At 63.3% G+C, this 15,988-nt stretch carries 12 protein-coding genes and 1 pseudogene; 5 read left to right on the plus strand and 8 right to left on the minus strand.

What is annotated here, in order from left to right:
• Positions 1–2 precede the first annotated feature (2 nt).
• From sdhD to G4G31_RS21085, 4 genes are all read right to left on the minus strand, one after another.
• Positions 3–371, minus strand: a complete 369-nt coding sequence (gene sdhD / locus G4G31_RS21075; RefSeq protein ID WP_182989252.1) for a succinate dehydrogenase, hydrophobic membrane anchor protein — start codon at positions 369–371, stop codon at positions 3–5.
• A 3-nt stretch (positions 372–374) separates the two neighbouring features.
• A complete protein-coding gene (gene sdhC, locus G4G31_RS21080) occupies positions 375–797 on the minus strand; it encodes a succinate dehydrogenase, cytochrome b556 subunit (protein ID WP_182989253.1) in 423 nt (140 codons plus the stop codon).
• A gap of 37 nt (positions 798–834) precedes the next feature.
• Complete coding sequence (locus tag G4G31_RS24720; protein WP_183107647.1) at positions 835–1,059, minus strand: hypothetical protein; 225 nt, start codon at positions 1,057–1,059, stop codon at positions 835–837.
• Between the two features lie 90 nt (positions 1,060–1,149).
• Positions 1,150–1,917 (minus strand): GntR family transcriptional regulator, encoded by a 768-nt coding sequence (locus G4G31_RS21085; RefSeq protein ID WP_182989254.1) that lies wholly within the window; start codon positions 1,915–1,917, stop codon positions 1,150–1,152.
• A 284-nt stretch (positions 1,918–2,201) separates the two neighbouring features.
• On the opposite strand from G4G31_RS21085, the gene G4G31_RS21090 reads away from it, so the two are divergent.
• From G4G31_RS21090 to acnA, 4 genes are all read left to right on the plus strand, one after another.
• Positions 2,202–3,191 carry a malate dehydrogenase gene (locus tag G4G31_RS21090; protein WP_182989255.1) on the plus strand — a complete coding sequence of 330 codons (990 nt, stop codon included), beginning with the start codon at positions 2,202–2,204 and terminating at the stop codon, positions 3,189–3,191.
• A 134-nt stretch (positions 3,192–3,325) separates the two neighbouring features.
• The gene (locus G4G31_RS21095) at positions 3,326–4,315 is read left to right on the plus strand and encodes a CoA ester lyase (protein ID WP_182989256.1); all 990 of its coding nucleotides are present in this window, start codon (positions 3,326–3,328) and stop codon (positions 4,313–4,315) included.
• Positions 4,315–4,854: a hypothetical protein gene (locus G4G31_RS21100; RefSeq protein ID WP_182989257.1), complete on the plus strand. Its 540-nt coding sequence runs from the start codon at positions 4,315–4,317 to the stop codon at positions 4,852–4,854. Before G4G31_RS21095 ends, G4G31_RS21100 begins: the two co-directional genes overlap by 1 nt.
• A gap of 158 nt (positions 4,855–5,012) precedes the next feature.
• Positions 5,013–7,721: an aconitate hydratase AcnA gene (gene acnA / locus G4G31_RS21105; protein WP_182989258.1), complete on the plus strand. Its 2,709-nt coding sequence runs from the start codon at positions 5,013–5,015 to the stop codon at positions 7,719–7,721.
• Positions 7,722–7,811: 90 nt separating this feature from the next.
• Here the strand turns inward: acnA and G4G31_RS21110 are convergent, their stop codons facing one another.
• Both G4G31_RS21110 and G4G31_RS21115 read right to left on the minus strand, forming a co-directional pair.
• Positions 7,812–8,858 (minus strand): hypothetical protein, encoded by a 1,047-nt coding sequence (locus G4G31_RS21110; protein WP_182989259.1) that lies wholly within the window; start codon positions 8,856–8,858, stop codon positions 7,812–7,814.
• 112 nt (positions 8,859–8,970) lie between these two features.
• On the minus strand, positions 8,971–9,525 hold the full coding sequence (locus G4G31_RS21115; protein WP_182989260.1) for a GNAT family N-acetyltransferase: 555 nt from the start codon (positions 9,523–9,525) through the stop codon (positions 8,971–8,973).
• 204 nt (positions 9,526–9,729) lie between these two features.
• Here G4G31_RS21115 and G4G31_RS21120 point away from each other — a divergent pair, with 204 nt between their 5' ends.
• A complete protein-coding gene (locus tag G4G31_RS21120) occupies positions 9,730–12,180 on the plus strand; it encodes a TonB-dependent siderophore receptor (protein ID WP_182989261.1) in 2,451 nt (816 codons plus the stop codon).
• Between the two features lie 586 nt (positions 12,181–12,766).
• On the opposite strand, the pseudogene G4G31_RS21125 reads toward G4G31_RS21120, so the two are convergent.
• Positions 12,767–13,449, minus strand: a pseudogene (locus G4G31_RS21125) (Fe2+-dependent dioxygenase).
• 74 nt (positions 13,450–13,523) lie between these two features.
• Positions 13,524–15,854 (minus strand): TonB-dependent siderophore receptor, encoded by a 2,331-nt coding sequence (locus G4G31_RS21130; protein WP_182989262.1) that lies wholly within the window; start codon positions 15,852–15,854, stop codon positions 13,524–13,526.
• Positions 15,855–15,988: the final 134 nt, after the last annotated feature.

Here is a 15,988-nt window from a genome sequence, read left to right on the forward strand (position 1 = left end):
GATTACACGCTCCAGAGAATTTGCACAGTCCAGGCGGCGCAGGCGAGCAGCCAGAGCACCGTAGCAAACTGCAAGACCAGCTTGATGCCGGCCGGTTTGACATAGTCCATCCAGATATCACGAATGCCGACCCACACGTGGTAGTACAGGCCGAGGAAGGTGACGAGGGCGAACAGCTTGAACCACTGGCGCGCGAACAGCGACGCCCAGCCTTCATAGCTGAAATTCTGTGCGCTCAGGAAGGTGCCGAGCAGGACGAGGGTGAAGACCGCCATCAGGATTGCGGTCACGCGCTGGGCCAGCCAGTCGCGCACGCCATAGTGGGCGCCGACGACGAGGCGGCGCGGGCCGATGTTGTTCTTGGTTGCCATTTTTCAGAATACTCCAAACAGTTTCAGGCCGACGATGACGGTCAGCGCCAGGCTGATCACCAGCACCCAGCGGGCGGTGCGCTGTGCGGCGTCCTTGTCCAGGGCCAGGTGGTTGTCCATGAACAGGTGGCGGATACCGGCGACGAAGTGGTGCAGGTAAGCCCACGACAGGCCCAGCAGCAGGATGCGGACGAAGAGGTTGTTGACGATGTCCTTGAAGTGATAGAAAGACGTCTCCGAAAGCAGGCTCTGCTGCAGCAGGTACAACAGGAACGGCAGCATGAGGAACAGCCCGAAACCGCTGATGCGGTGCAGGATCGACACGATCGCCGATGGCGGCTGGCGATAATTCATCGTAATGTCGGTGATGCTGACATTACGGATCGGCTGTCCTCTCTTTTGCTGCTCTCTTATGGCTTCGGACATACAACACCTCCCTTAACTGACAAAATGTGATTAACCCTTAATTTTCGCCGATTTTTTGAGACACACCAAGATCTCGACCCGCAATATCGGCATATCTTGCACGGAACCGGGTTTTGTTCGGTGCTTTCTGGCAAACAACATATTTTAAACGCATAAGCACGATCGTGCAGAAACCCTGTTCGTTCTGCCGTTGTATCGTAGGGTGGGCACTCGTGCCCACGCGGTCGTACTGGTGCAGGCCGCAAAGCGAGCCGGCTTCCACCTCATTCCCGCTGATGCGATCCGCCCGACGTTTCGATATTCGAATGCTGTTTCGCGTGGGCACCAGTGCCCACCCTACGAAACCCGGACGTCACGACAAATCGTTCTGGTAATGATGCTTCGCCGTCAGATACAGCCCGCGCCGCAACTCCACCGCCTTGTCGCCATAGGTGAACGAGACCCGGTCCGCGCACAGCAGCGGCGTCCCTTCCTCCACGCCCAGGTACTGCGCCGCCGCCGCGTCCGCCGCGACTGCACGGATCTTCTCGGTGGCGCGGATCATGCGCGTCCCGAACTCGGATTCGAACAGCCCATACATAGGACCCTTGTACTCGACCAGGCGTTCCGCGGTCAGGCCCTTGAACAGCTGCCCGGGCAGCCAGAGCTCTTCCAGGATCGTGGGCGCGCCGTCGAAGGACTGCAGGCGCTTGATGTAGACGACCGCGTCGCCCGACTTCAGCTCGAGCAGGCGCGCGACCTCGGCCGGCGCACGGATGCGCTTGACTTCGATGAGGCGGTTGTCGGGATGGTGGGGAACGCCCTCGTCGGGCATCAGCTTGAGGAAACGGAAGTGCGCGCGTTCTTCGTGGTGGGTGGCGACAAACGTGCCCTTGCCCTGGCGGCGCACGACCAGGTTCTCGGCCGCGAGTTCGTCGATGGCTTTGCGCACCGTGCCCTGGCTGACCTTGAAGCGCGCGGCCAGCTCCACTTCGCTGGGCATCAGCTCGCCCGGCTTCCACTCGCCCGACTGCAGGCTTTGCGTGATCAACGCCTTGATCTGCTGGTACAGCGGCCGGAACGATGGCGAGGCATTGTTGCCTGTGCCTTCGCTGGACGGGTTGGTTGGCGCGGGATTCATAGACCACGATTTCACCACAAAACGCCCCTGCCCGTCCAGTGTACGCACGGCAACATATCTGTCTTATATAAGACATATGATATCAATTGACAGGGCCGTTGGCCGAGGACTACACTCGCGGTCGACCGGGCATCCGCTCCCCTGTGCGACTCACGCCACAACACGCTGGATACCCCTCTGGACATGGCGGTTTTGGTATCATTGCGGTTTTCTTCGGCCCACGCCGGGGAAACAGGCGTATCCTCGGCTTCGACCGTTTTCATTCCCACTTTTGGAGATTCATCATGGCTAAAACCCCAATGCGTGTTGCCGTTACCGGCGCCGCCGGCCAGATCGGCTACTCGCTGCTGTTCCGCATCGCTAACGGCGACATGCTGGGCAAGGACCAGCCGGTCATCCTGCAGCTGCTCGAAATCGACAACGAAAAAGCACAGAAGGCGCTCAAGGGCGTCATGATGGAAATCGACGATTGCGCATTCCCGCTGCTGGCCGGCATGACCGCCCACTCGGACCCGATGACCGCCTTCAAGGATGTCGACGTCGCCCTGCTGGTTGGCGCACGTCCACGCGGCCCTGGCATGGAACGCAAGGACCTGCTGGAAGCGAACGCACAGATCTTCACCGTGCAGGGCAAGGCGCTCGACGCCGTCGCTTCGCGCAACGTGAAAGTGCTGGTCGTCGGCAACCCTGCCAACACCAACGCCTACATCGCCATGAAATCGGCGCCTAACCTGCCGGCGAAAAACTTCACCGCCATGCTGCGCCTGGACCACAACCGCGCCCTGTCGCAAGTTGCCGCCAAGCTGGGCAAGCCAGTCGGTTCGATCGAGAAGATGGCCGTCTGGGGCAACCACTCGCCAACGATGTACGCGGACTACCGTTTCGCGACGGTGGATGGCCAGTCGGTCAAGGAGCTTATTGCTGATGACGTCTGGAACCGCGACACCTTCCTGCCGACCGTCGGCAAGCGCGGCGCCGCCATCATCGAGGCACGCGGTGCATCGTCGGCTGCATCGGCCGCCAACGCCGCCATCGACCACGTGCGCGACTGGGTGCTGGGCACCAACGGCAAGTGGACCACGATGGGCATTCCGTCGGACGGTTCGTACGGCATCCCTGAAGGCGTGATGTTCGGCTTCCCGGTTACGACCGAGAACGGCGAGTACACCATCGTCCAGGGCCTGGAAATCGATGAATTCTCGCAAGAGCGCATCAACCTGACGCTGAAAGAGCTGACGGAAGAGCGTGAAGGCGTGGCGCACCTGCTGGCTTAAGCTGCAGATCAGAACCCGAAGGCGCGCATGACCGGCAAAGCCGGGCGCGCGCACCTTCCCTGTGCCGCCGCGTCCCGGCGGCACGGTCGTTTCCAAAGTTCACTTCAACTTCACGCGTTTCGGTAGAAACACCCATGCATCCTTCCGAGGTTTTATTCCAGGGCAAACGCCAGCCGCTCCTGCTTCCCGCCTGCGACCACTACGCCGGCTCGGAGAAGCTGATGCGCAAGTCGATGGCCCTGCAACAAGAGCTTGGTCCCGTCTTCGACATCACCTTCGACTGCGAGGACGGTGCCGCCGCCGGCAACGAAGAGGCGCACGCGCAACTGGTCGCCAGCCTCGTCGATTCAAGCGACAACCGCTTCAACCGCATCGGCGTGCGCCTGCACGACATCGACAGCCCCCATTTCGTGCAGGACGTCGTCACCATCGTTGGCGCAGCGCCGCGCCGCCTGGCCTATGTCGTGCTGCCGAAACCGAACGGCGTCGAGGACGTGCGCCGTGCGCTCGAGATCATCAACCGCGTCGCCATGCCCAACGGGCGCCTGGTGCTGCCGGTGCATGTGCTGATCGAAACCCACGGCGCCCTGCGCGAGGCCTGGCAGATCGCCGCCCTGCCCCAGGTCGAATGCCTGTCCTTCGGCATCATGGATTTCGTCTCCTCCCACTTCGGCGCAATTCCCGCGAGCGCGATGCGCACGCCAGGACAATTCACGCATCCGTTGGTTGCACGCGCCAAGCTGGAGATGGTTGCGGCATGTCATGCGCACGGCAAGGTGGCCTCGCATAATGTGACGACCGATATCAAGGATAGTGCGATTGTGGCAAACGATGCACAGCGCGCTGCCGCCGAATTCGGTTTCACGCGCATGTGGAGCATCCACCCGGACCAGGTCAAGCCGATCATCAAGGCGTTTACGCCACGTTTGTCGGAAGTGAACGAGGCCGCCACCATCCTGCACGAGGCCATGGCGGCGAACTGGGGACCGATCGCCCAGCATGGGCGCTTGCACGACCGCGCCAGCTACCGATATTATTGGACCGTTTTGCAGCGCGCGAAGCTGGCCGGCCTGGCGCTGCCTGAATCCGCGGCGGCAATCGTCAACCAAACGGACTCTCACTGATGGCCATCTCCACCCCAAAACTGCTCTCCGCCGGCGCATTCGTGCTCGCGGCCCTCGGCCTGTGCGCCGCCACCGCATCGGCTGCTCCCGAAAAGAACCATCCGCGCGCCGAAGACGTGCTGAAGGCGAAGGCGAAAAAGCCGGCCTCCTCTTCCGCTGCGAAATCGAAGAAGGCGAAAGCCGCCGCGCCGGCCGCGGCCGCTGCCTTTGTCGACGAACCGGAGCCGGACATCACCGACACCAAGGTGACCGAATACGCTTGCGAGCTCAACAACAAGGTCACGATCTATACCAACGACACCGACGACGCGCACATCGCGCTGCGCTGGAAGAAACGCCTGCACCGCCTGACCCGCGTCGGCACCACCACCGGTGCGCTGCGTTTCGAAAATCCGAATTACGGTCTCATCTGGATCGGCATCCCCTCGAAGGGCATCCTGCTCGACTCGAAGCTGAACCGCCAGCTGGCCAACGAATGCAAGAACGCCGAGCAAAGCAAGCCGATCGTGGCTGCCACGCCGGAAACGAAGAAATCCTAACGCCTACGTTAGCACCCGTAGAGCGTGTGAAAAAAGCCTTCAGGGCAAGGCGCATCGTCGAGACAGTACGTTAGTACGGCGAGACGATGCAACGCAGCCATGGAGGATTTTTTCACACGCTCGAAGCAATAACAAGAGACCCTACTGAAGGAGAGCTTATGTCTCGCAACACCCTGAACACGCTGAAGGACTTCCCGCTTGCTGGCGGTCAGTCCGGCCAGTTCTATTCGCTGCCGGCGCTGGGCGAAAGCCTGGGCGTGAACCTGTCGCGCCTGCCGGTGTCGATCCGTATCGTCCTCGAATCCGTGCTGCGTAACTGCGACGGCAAGAAGGTCACCGAAGAACACGTGCGCCAGCTGGCCACCTGGGGCGCGACCGCCGAGCGCACCGACGAGATTCCTTTCGTCGTTGCCCGCGTCGTGCTGCAGGATTTCACCGGCGTGCCGCTGCTGGCCGACCTGGCCGCGATGCGCAACGTCGCCGCCAAGACCGGTGCCGACCCGAAGAAGATCGAGCCGCTGGTGCCGGTCGACCTGGTCGTCGACCACTCGGTCACCATCGACCACTTCCGCGAGCCGAACGCCCTGGACCTGAACATGAAACTGGAATTCCAGCGCAACAACGAGCGCTACCAGTTCATGAAATGGGGCATGCAGGCCTTCGACACCTTCGGCGTCGTGCCACCGGGCTTCGGCATCGTCCACCAGGTCAACCTGGAATACCTGGCGCGCGGCGTCATGAAGCAGGGCGACACCTACTACCCTGACACCCTGGTCGGCACCGACTCGCACACCACCATGATCAACGGCGTCGGCGTCGTCGGCTGGGGCGTGGGCGGCATCGAAGCGGAAGCCGGCATGCTGGGCCAGCCAGTGTACTTCCTGACCCCGGACGTCATCGGCGTGAACCTCACCGGCAAGCTGCGCGAAGGCTGCACCGCGACCGACCTGGTGCTGACCATCACGGAAATGCTGCGCAAAGAGAAAGTCGTCGGCAAGTTCGTCGAGTTCTTCGGCGCGGGCACCCGTTCGCTGTCGACCACCGACCGCGCGACGATCGCCAACATGGCACCGGAATACGGCGCGACCATGGGCTTCTTCCCTGTGGACGAAGCCACCGTCGACTACTTCCGCGGCACCGGCCGTACCGAAGAAGAACTGGCTGCCTTCGAGAATTACTACAAGGCGCAGGGCATGTTCGGCATCCCGCAAGCCGGCGAGATCGACTACACCCGCGTGCTGGAACTGGACCTGTCGACCGTCACCCCGTCGCTGGCCGGCCCGAAGCGTCCGCAAGACCGTATCGAACTGGGCAACGTCAAGAACAACTTCACCGAGCTGTTCAGCAAGCCGACCACCCAGAACGGCTTCAACAAGGCGCCTGAAGACCTGTCGAAAGTCTACGAGACGACCAACGGCGTGCGCGTGAAGAACGGCGACGTCCTGATCGCGGCGATCACCTCGTGCACCAACACCTCGAACCCGAGCGTGCTGCTGGCGGCAGGCCTGCTGGCCAAGAAAGCCGTCGAACGCGGCCTGACCGTCGCCCCGCACATCAAGTCCTCGCTGGCCCCTGGCTCGCGCGTGGTCACCGAGTACCTGACCGCTGCAGGCCTGCTGCCTTACCTGGAAAAGCTGGGCTTCGGCGTGACCGCCTACGGCTGCACCACCTGCATCGGCAATGCCGGCGACCTGACCCCGGAACTGAACGCCGCGATCGTCCAGAACGACATCGTCGCCTCGGCCGTCCTGTCGGGCAACCGTAACTTCGAAGCACGCATCCACCCGAACATCCGTTCGAACTTCCTGGCCTCGCCTCCGCTGGTCGTCGCCTACGCGATCGCCGGCAACATGACGCGCGACCTGATGACGGAACCGGTCGGCAAGGACACCAACGGTGTCGACGTCTACCTGGGCGACATCTGGCCGACCTCGCAGGAAGTGGGCGAACTGATGCGCTTCGCGATGAACTCGGAAGTGTTCAAGAAGAACTACGCGGACGTCAAGGGCAACCCGGGCGAACTGTGGGAGCGCGTCTCCACCACCGAAGGCCAGGTGTACAACTGGCCCGAGTCGACCTACATCGCCGAGCCGCCGTTCTTCGCCGACTTCGAGATGACCCCGAAAGCGGCCGCCACCGGCATCCAGGGCGCGCGCGCACTGGGCGTGTTCGGCGATTCGATCACCACCGACCACATCTCCCCGGCCGGTTCGATCAAGGAAGACGGTCCTGCAGGCAAGTGGCTGAAGGATCACGGCGTGCTGAAAGCCGACTTCAACTCCTACGGCTCGCGCCGCGGCAACCACGAGATCATGATGCGCGGCACCTTCGCCAACGTGCGTATCAAGAACAAGATGATCCCGGCCAAGCCTGACGGTTCGGCAGTCGAAGGCGGCATCACGATCCACCAGCCGACCGGCGAACAGATGTCGATCTACGACGCGGCGATGAAGTACGTGGCGGAAGGCACCCCGACCATGATCTTCGGCGGCGAAGAGTACGGCACCGGCTCCTCGCGCGACTGGGCAGCCAAGGGCACCCAGCTGCTGGGCGTGAAGGCCGTCATCACCCGTTCGTTCGAGCGTATCCACCGTTCGAACCTGGTGGGCATGGGCGTGCTGCCGCTGCAGTTCATCGGCAACGACAGCGTCGAGACCCTGGGCATCACCGGCAAGGAGACCTACGACCTGAAGGGCCTGGAAGGCGAGATCAAGCCGCAACAACTGGCGACCCTGGTGATCCACCGCGAAAACGGCCAGACGCAGGAAGTCCAGGTACTGCTGCGTATCGACACCCCGATCGAAGTCGACTACTACAAGCATGGCGGCATCCTGCCGTTCGTGCTGCGCCAGCTGCTGGCTGCGTAATCGATGGTCCGTCCGCCGCGCACGCGGCGGATGCAAAAAAAGCCGGATGCCGCACACGCGGATCCGGCTTTTTTTTCACCTGCCACCTTGCTACTTCGGTGCGAGCAAGTGGTTCTGGATATCGACCAATGCCTTGTCCGCTTCGACACAGGTCTTCGGCGCCGTGGACAAGCGCATGAATTTCTCGCGCGTATGCTTGTCGTTCGTACGCGCCAGCCGGGCCAGCAGCCTGGAGAGGATATCCGGGTTCACCTTCTCCTTCTTGAGATAGAGGCACGCGGCGTTCGGCTTGACCGATTCCGGATCGAATCCTCCGGTGCCGAGCATGGAGGCGTACAGCACCTTTCCCAAAGGCGCTGCGGCGTCGAACCGTTCGAGTTCCGTAATATTCCCGCTCGGAACTTCGAGAACCTCGATCTGCCGGAACAATTCGCGTTCGGCGGCACGGCTTTGCAGTGCCAGCGTCACCTCCTCCACGCCGGAAATCAGCCCCTGCTGGGATTTACGTTGGGACAGCTCAGCCACGAAACGCTCGTACGTGAACGCATCCTGGATCCGTCCCGCATCGGCACCGGCATTCTTGACCAGCGAGATCACGACGTAATTCAGTTTTGGGGGCAGCTCGTCGATGATCGTCTTGTCCTGTTCCTTGGGTATCCGCTCATACAGTTCGGCAGTATGCGGCCTGTAGCAGAGGGTATCCCAGGGAATGGCCCTGGCACGGTCGGATTGCCTGATGAAGACGATGTCGCCGGTGCGCAAGGGGGAAGTCGGTTCGTTGTTGGCGCCGGTGCGGTCGTCGAGGACAAAGGTGATCTGCCCAAACAAATCGTCCTTGCTGCGCGCGCCCTGCAGCGCCGACTGGAACAGGGAAGTCAGCGGTTCCTGCAGGTAGCCGGGAACACCGGACGATGCCCGCGTGCCGAGCTCGGCAATGCTCTTGAGCAGGGTATCGGCGAGTTTGTCGCCCTTTTCCTGGTCGAACTCGAGCAGGGACAGTTTCACGCCCAGGCCGCCCCCGCTGTAGAGCACGGGCCCGTAGATGTTCGTGTTGACATCGGGGAGGCGGCGCTGGTTGAGCTGGTGATCGTCGCTGAAGAAAACGCGGCGGCCGGGAATACCAGCGCCGTCGGCCACCGTTACTTTTTGTTTCACCTCGATAATAACCGAGGGGAGTCCAGGAGTTAGCTTTTTTGCATGAACAGTCGACAGGGTCCTGTCGGGCAGCTCTTGAAGGACGGGGAACCCGTTACGGCGGCGCCGATTCCGCGGCAGGGCGATGCCGCTCGAAATGCAGCCGGTCGTGCCAGGCGCCGCCGTGCTCGAAACTGCGGCGCGAATGTCCGTACTGGACGAAACCGTTGCGGGTGAGTACACGTATCGAGGCAGCGTTGTCGATCCGGGCATCGGCCTCGATGCGCATCAGGCCGAGCTCGCCGAAAGCGCGCTCCAGCATCTGGCGCACGGCCACGCTCGCATAGCCCTTGCCGCAGGCAGACTCGGCAATACGGTAGCCCAGCGTCGCCGATTGAAAATGCGCGCGGCGCACGCCGCTCAGGTTGAACCGTCCGACGATCTCCCCGCCCTCTTCCTTCAGCAGGTATTGGTAGCCACGGTCGGCGCGTGCATCGGCGAGGGCCTGCGCCACCGCCGCCTCTACACCGCCAGGCGCGTAGAAGGCCGGCGGACGCGCATTGATGCTCGCTTCGAAGAAAGCGCGGTTGCGGGTTTCGAATATGCCCAGGGCGGCGGCGTCAGCCAGGGCGAGCGGCACGAGGGAGGGCGGCAAGAGAGGCGGGGTCATCTGGCAGGACGGAACGGGACAGCCTTATCCTCGCACGATTCAAGGTGTCAACACAACAATTCTGGAGTGTATCGCCTAATCCACGACTCCCTATGCCGGGTAACTATTGCTTGCCAATGCATAACGAATGGATATGATGAGTTGTCGGTACAAGTGACACATCGGCAATCCGACACCGTGACATTCATTCAGGGGATAACAACAATGACGAAACAGAAGCATCAGCGCACGCTGTTGGCAACCGCCATCATCGCCGCATTCGCGTCGGCACCGGTGGCCGCGCAGCAGACGCAGGACACCCAGAACGCAGAGCAGCCGGCCCAGGTGGTCGTGCTCGGTTCCCGCACTCAGCCCAAGAGCGCGCTCGACACGACGGTACCGGTCGGCCTGGTCAACCTGAAGGACATGCAGTCCACCGGGATGCAGGAGCTGGGCAAGGTGCTGCAAGACCTCGACCCCTCGTTCAACTTCAGCAGCACCTTCATCAGCGACGGCACCGACATCATCCGTCCGGCCACGCTGCGCGGCCTCGGTCCGGACCAGCTGCTGGTGCTCGTCAACGGCAAGCGCCGCCACCAGCAGGCGCTCGTCAACGTGCAGCAGACCATCGGCCGCGGCTCGGCCGGTACCGACATCAACGCCATTCCCCTGTCGGCGATCCAGAGCATCGAGGTGCTGCGCGACGGCGCCGCTGCCCAGTACGGCTCCGACGCGATTGCCGGTGTCATCAACATCATCCTGAAGAAAGGCGCGAACCTCGGCCAGGTCAGCGCCAACGTCGGCACGACCAGCGAAGGCGACGGCGACACCTATTCGACCAGCGTGCACAAGGGCTTCGCGCTCGGCAGCGATGGTTCGCTCAACCTGACGGCCGAATGGCGCAAGCGCAACGAGACCAACCGCGCCGGCCCGGACAGCGCGCGCGTGGATCCGCCGCGCGTCACCCAGCGTATCGGCGACAGCAACGCAACCGACAAATACCTGTGGGCGAATGCCGCGCTGCCGCTGTCGGACAAGGGCGAGTTCTACGTCTTCGGCGGTGCCTCCAAGCGCAAGGGCGATGCCGCCGGCTTCTTCCGTTCGGCCGGCGACGCGCGCAACGTGCCCGAGGTGTACCCGAACGGCTACCTGCCGAACATTGTCACCACCGTCAAGGACGCCTCGCTGGCCGTCGGCTACCGCCACGAACTGGGCAAGGACTGGAGCGCCGACCTGAGCGTGAACCACGGCCGCAGCCAGCTGGGCTTCCACGAGCGCAATTCGATCAACGTCAGCTACTGGTACGAGAACAACGTCCATGAGTCGCCGCGCGAAGCCGACACGGGCACCCTGAAATTCAACCAGACCACCGTCAACCTCGACTTCAAGGGTCCGGTCGACCTGTGGGGCGGCCCGCTGTTCGTGGCCACCGGCTTCGAGTGGCGCCGCGACGCCTACCAGATCGTGGCGGGTGACCCGGTCTCCTACCAGTATGGCCGTACCAATAATCCGGCCATCGTGATCCGCGACGCCACCGGTGGCATCGCCGCCTCCGGTATCCAGGGCTTCCCGGGCTACACGCCATCGACCGAAGTCGACGATGGCCGTCATAACATCGCCCTCTACCTCGACCTGGAACGCAAGTTCGGCGACAAGTTCACGGTCGGCGCCGCCGCGCGCCACGAGCGCTATTCCGACTTCGGCGCCACCACTACCTTCAAGCTGAGCTCCCGCTTCGACCCGTCGCCGATGGTCGGTATCCGCGGCAGCCTGTCGACGGGCTTCCGCGCACCAGGCGTGCAGCAGAAGTTCTACAGCTCGGTGTCGACCAACCTGAACGGCGCCGGCGTGCTGACCGAAACCCTGACCGCGCGCGAGAACAGCGCCGTGACCCAGGCCTTCGGCATCGCCCCGCTGAAGGAAGAAACCTCCGCCAACGCCAGCATCGGCCTGGTGCTGCGCCCGACGAAGAACCTCAACGTCACGGCCGACCTGTACCGCACCGACATCGACGACCGCATCGTCTTCTCGAGCAATATCGCACCGGAAGCCCAGTCCGCCTGCTTGACCCCGGCCGGTTGCCCGATCCGCGGCATTCTCGATCCGCTGCGCGTCGGCCAGGCCCAGTTCTTCACCAACGCGATCGACACCGAGACCGACGGCTTCGACCTGGCGGTCCAGCACACCACGCGCGGCCAGGGCACGACCCTGGTGCTGTCCGGCCAGCTCGGCTTCAACCGCACGAAAGTGAAGGACCGCAAATCGCAGTCGCCGGTCTTGAGCGGCGAGCAGCTCTTCGACGACACCCAGGTGACGCTGATCGAACGCGGCCAGCCACGCCAGCACCACGTGCTGGCAGCCGACTACACGACCGGCCCATGGAACGTGACGGCACGCGCCAATTACTACGGCAAGGTGCAGGGCCAGGGCTTCACCCCGGGCTTCGTCCAGACCTGGGAAGCGAAGTGGATCGTCGACCTGACCTCGCGCTATTCGTTCAGCAAGGCACTGAGCGTGTCGGCCGGCGTCAATAATCTGTTCGACACCTACCCGACCCGCTGGGATACCGAGCGGGCAGCGCCCTTCCCGCAGCTGGGCTTCACCCACTGTTGGGAAACCTGCCCGTTCGGCGTGAACGGCCGCTCGTTCTACGCGCGGGTGGATTACTCGTTCTAAGTAACGGGGGTGGAGATCCGCCTGGTAGGTAGGCGGGTTTCCCGCCTACGCGTTCAAGCGGAAGATGAGAAGACGCGACATTTCATACGGCGCTTGAACTAAGCGCCTAGGGTGGAGGTCCGCCAGGTAGGGTAGGCGGGTTTCCCGCCTACGCGTTCAAGCGGAAGATGAAAAGACCCGACATTTCATACGACGCTTGAACGCATAGGCGGCGCGCACGGCACGTCTGCTCCCCTGTATGGGTGTAGCCGCCTACCCTACGGGAACTACGCGTTCAAGCGCCCGATGAAAAGCCGCGTTTTCTCATGCATGATTTGAACGCGCAGGCGGGAGACCCGCCTACCCTACACCTCCGCCCACATCGCGTAGGGTAGGCGGCTATGCCGCCTACGCGTTCAAGCGCCCGATGAAAAGCCGCGTTTTCTCATGCATGATTTGAACGCGCAGGCGGGAGACCCGCCTACCCTACACCTCCGCCCACATCGCGTAGGGTAGGCGGCTATGCCGCCTACGCGTTCAAGCGCCCGATGAAAAGCCGCGTTTTCTCATGCATGAATGGAACGCGCAGGCGGGAGACCCGCCTACCCTACACCTCCGCCCACATCCTCAGCAGGTTATGGTAGTGCCCGGTCAAGCCGACCGTCGCCTCGGATTCGCCGTGCGCGGCGCGCAGGGCCTGGATGTGGGTATCGAGCTCGTACAGCATCGCCCGCTTGCCATCGTCGCGCACCATGCTCTGGGTCCACAGGAAGGAGGCGACACGCTCGCCGCGCGTCACCGGCAGCACCTGGTGCACGCTGCCGGCCGGGTAGACGATGGCGTCGCCCGCAGGCAATTTCACTTCGTGGGTACCGTAGGCATCCACCACGACCAGCTCGCCTCCTTCGTATTCGTCCGGCTCGCTCAGGAACACGGTCGTCGAGACGTCGGCGCGTAGCGGCGGCAGGCCGGCGCGCTGGGCGCGGATGGCGCCGTCCACGTGCAGCCCGTAATGCTCGCCACCGCCATAGCTGTTGAAGTACGGCGCCGGGATGCGCAGCGGCAGCACGCTGGAAAAAAGAACAGCGGGTGGGCCATCAGCGCGGCGCTGACGATCTGTCCCAGCTCGAGCGCCAGCGGCGACCCCTCGGCCAGCTGGCGGTTGCGCTTGACCTGGGCACCCTGCGGCCCGACGCTGGCGCGGCCGTCGACCCAGTCCGTCTCGGCAAGGCGCCGCCGCGCTGCGGCCACTTGTTCCGGATTCAGGACGCCAGGGATGTGCAGCATCATGGTGTGTTTCCCTCCAAACGTGACACGACCCTCCCCGCTTCAAGCAGGGAGGGCCGCTGTAACTTTGATTGCGCTTAGAACTTCAGGTTTGCCGTCAGGCTCGCCGAACGGCCCGGGCCCACGCCCGCATAGTGCGGCGAGGACACGCGGTCGAAATACAGCTTGTCGGTCAGGTTCTGGACGTTCAGCTGGAAGGACACGCTCTTGTTCAGGTTATAGCTGGCCATGGCGTCGAAGCGGGTGTAGCCGGGCGCATGCTTCGTGTTGTTGACGTTGGCGTAGACCTTGTCCACATAGTTCATGCCGATGCCGAAGCTGAAGTCCTTGTTCACGGCATACGAGCTCCACAGCGAGGCGCTGTGCTTCGGTGTGCTCGGGAACACGTTGCCGCTGTAGGGCGAGGCCACGTATACCGGCGCGGCCGTGGTGCCGACGTTCAGGTAGCCGTTGTCGACCAGGACCGCGTCCAGCCAGGTGTAGCCGCCAAAGACTTGCCAGGCATTGGTCAGCTTGCCGGAGAAGCCCAGTTCCACGCCCTTCAGTTCCTTCTTGCCGACATTCTGGGTGGTGCCGTCGGGTGCGGTGACGCGGGCGTTGTTCATCTTGCTCTGGAACAGGGCAGCGTTGAGCGACAGGCGTCCACGCAGCACTTCCCACTTCGTGCCCAGCTCCCAGTTCTTGCTCTCCTGCGGCTGCAGGTTCTGCACGGCGACGCTGAGCGCGTCCAGGCCGTCGCCGCCATCGTTGCCCGGCGGCGTGGCCGAAGTTGCATACGACACGTAGATGCTGCCGTTGCTGGAAGGCTTGAACACCAGGCCGGCCTGGTAGGTGTCGAAGCTGGTATCGACCCGGGCGTGCGTGGCGGCTGCCGTGGCGGTGGCGTTGACGTCGAGCGCCGTCTTGAAATCGTCCCAGCGCGCGCCCAGGTTCAGCAGCCACTGCGGATTGAATTCAATGGTGTCGAAGCCGTACACGGCGCGGGTATCGGTCTTTACCTTGGTGAGTGCCGGCGATACGCTGCGGGTGTAGACCCACGGATCGTAAGGGTTCGGGTTGTGCAGCGGGGCGCAGTTGTAGAGCGTGTTCGCACCCGAGGTCGGGCAGGTGAAGGTGCCGGTCAGCGGGTTGTTGGTGCCCGGCGTAAACAGGTAGGAGCTGCGCTCGACTTCTTCGCGGCTGAACTCGACGCCGATGTTGTAGCTGTGCTTGATGCCGGCGGTAGTCAGCTTGCCGGACAGGGCCGTCGTATTGGCTGCCGTTTCCGTCTCGGTGACGCGGGTGTTGGCGCGGCGCCAGACCGTGCCGTACAGGACCGTGTTGCCTTTCGAATCGTCCGGTTGGGTCCAGACGAAATCGTTTTTCGTCTTGCCGTAGCGGGTGACGTTGCGCAAGACCAGGTTCGGGCTGAACTCATGACGCAGGTCGACCGTGCCGATGTCGCTGCGGGTGTCGCGGAAGTCGCGGTTCGCCAGGCCGTAGAAGGTCTCGCGGTCGACGTTCAGGGGCGTGCCGTTGCCGTTCAAGGGAAGGTTCGGGCCGCTGGCGAAAGGGTTGTTGAACGGGATGCCGGTGTCCGGGATCTCGCTCGATTCCATGTGGTAGTAGCTGAGGGTCGCTTTCGTCGGTCCGTTCAGGCCGAAGCTGACGGTGGGCGCGATGCCCCAGCGTTCGCCGCCGACGACGTCGCGTCCCGCCACGTCGTTCTCGTGCGTCATCAGGTTCAGGCGGAAGGCGGCGTTGTCGCCCAGCGAGCGGTTGATGTCGGTGGTGATGCGGCGGTACTGGTCGGTGCCCAGGCCGACGGTCGCGTTGCTGAAGTTTTCCAGCTTGGCCGACTTGCTCACCAGGTTGATGCCGCCGCCGGCCGAGGAACGGCCGCCGTAGGCCGAGTTCGGCCCCTTCACCACTTCCACCTGCTCGAGGTTGAAGATCTCGCGCGACTGCGAGCCGGCGTCGCGGATGCCGTCGACATAGGTGTCGGTCTGGGCGTTGTAGCCGCGGATGAAGACGTTGTCGCCGACCGGATTGCCGCCTTCGCCCGCGCCGATGGTGATGCCCGGCACCGTGCGCAGGGCGTCGGTAAGCGTCACCGCGGCCGTTTGCGAAATCACTTCCTGGCCGATGACGGTGACCGACTTGGGCGTATCGAGCAGCGGCGCCGTGAATTTATCCGAACTCGACATGACCGGCGCCTGGACGTCGCGGCGGTTCGCACCCGACACTTCGACGACGGGGATCGTCGGATCAATGTCCTTGGCGCCGTCGGCATGCGCCAGCGGCGCGGCCAGCGAGGCCAGCACCGCGAGCGCCGAACCGCCCAGGCAAGGCGCCGCGAGGCGGACGTGCTTGCGGCTGCGGATGAAGGAGTTGGCGCGCGGGACTGCTGGGCTTGCTGTCTTGGTCATGGTGTCGGTCGGAAGGGTTTGCCTGTCCGGTAGCGCTTGTACAAGCGCACGCCCGGAGAAGAAATGAGAACGATTCGCATTATGATTTCTATTGGCGGATTTGGCAAGTATTGTTCAGCCGACGTGCCGGGCTA

Origin of the sequence: Massilia sp. Se16.2.3 (assembly GCF_014171595.1) — a bacterium.
Lineage (GTDB): Bacteria > Pseudomonadota > Gammaproteobacteria > Burkholderiales > Burkholderiaceae_D > Telluria.

Excerpts from the sequence above, each read along its gene's own strand:
- sdhD (WP_182989252.1), bottom strand. The coding sequence starts at position 371 with ATGGCAACCAAGAACAACATCGGCCCGCGCCGCCTCGTCGTCGGCGCC.
- sdhC (WP_182989253.1), bottom strand. The coding sequence starts at position 797 with ATGTCCGAAGCCATAAGAGAGCAGCAAAAGAGAGGACAGCCGATCCGT.
- G4G31_RS21085 (WP_182989254.1), bottom strand. The coding sequence starts at position 1,917 with ATGAATCCCGCGCCAACCAACCCGTCCAGCGAAGGCACAGGCAACAAT.
- G4G31_RS21090 (WP_182989255.1), top strand. The coding sequence starts at position 2,202 with ATGGCTAAAACCCCAATGCGTGTTGCCGTTACCGGCGCCGCCGGCCAG.
- G4G31_RS21095 (WP_182989256.1), top strand. The coding sequence starts at position 3,326 with ATGCATCCTTCCGAGGTTTTATTCCAGGGCAAACGCCAGCCGCTCCTG.
- G4G31_RS21100 (WP_182989257.1), top strand. The coding sequence starts at position 4,315 with ATGGCCATCTCCACCCCAAAACTGCTCTCCGCCGGCGCATTCGTGCTC.
- acnA (WP_182989258.1), top strand. The coding sequence starts at position 5,013 with ATGTCTCGCAACACCCTGAACACGCTGAAGGACTTCCCGCTTGCTGGC.
- G4G31_RS21115 (WP_182989260.1), bottom strand. The coding sequence starts at position 9,525 with ATGACCCCGCCTCTCTTGCCGCCCTCCCTCGTGCCGCTCGCCCTGGCT.
- G4G31_RS21120 (WP_182989261.1), top strand. The coding sequence starts at position 9,730 with ATGACGAAACAGAAGCATCAGCGCACGCTGTTGGCAACCGCCATCATC.
- G4G31_RS21130 (WP_182989262.1), bottom strand. The coding sequence starts at position 15,854 with ATGACCAAGACAGCAAGCCCAGCAGTCCCGCGCGCCAACTCCTTCATC.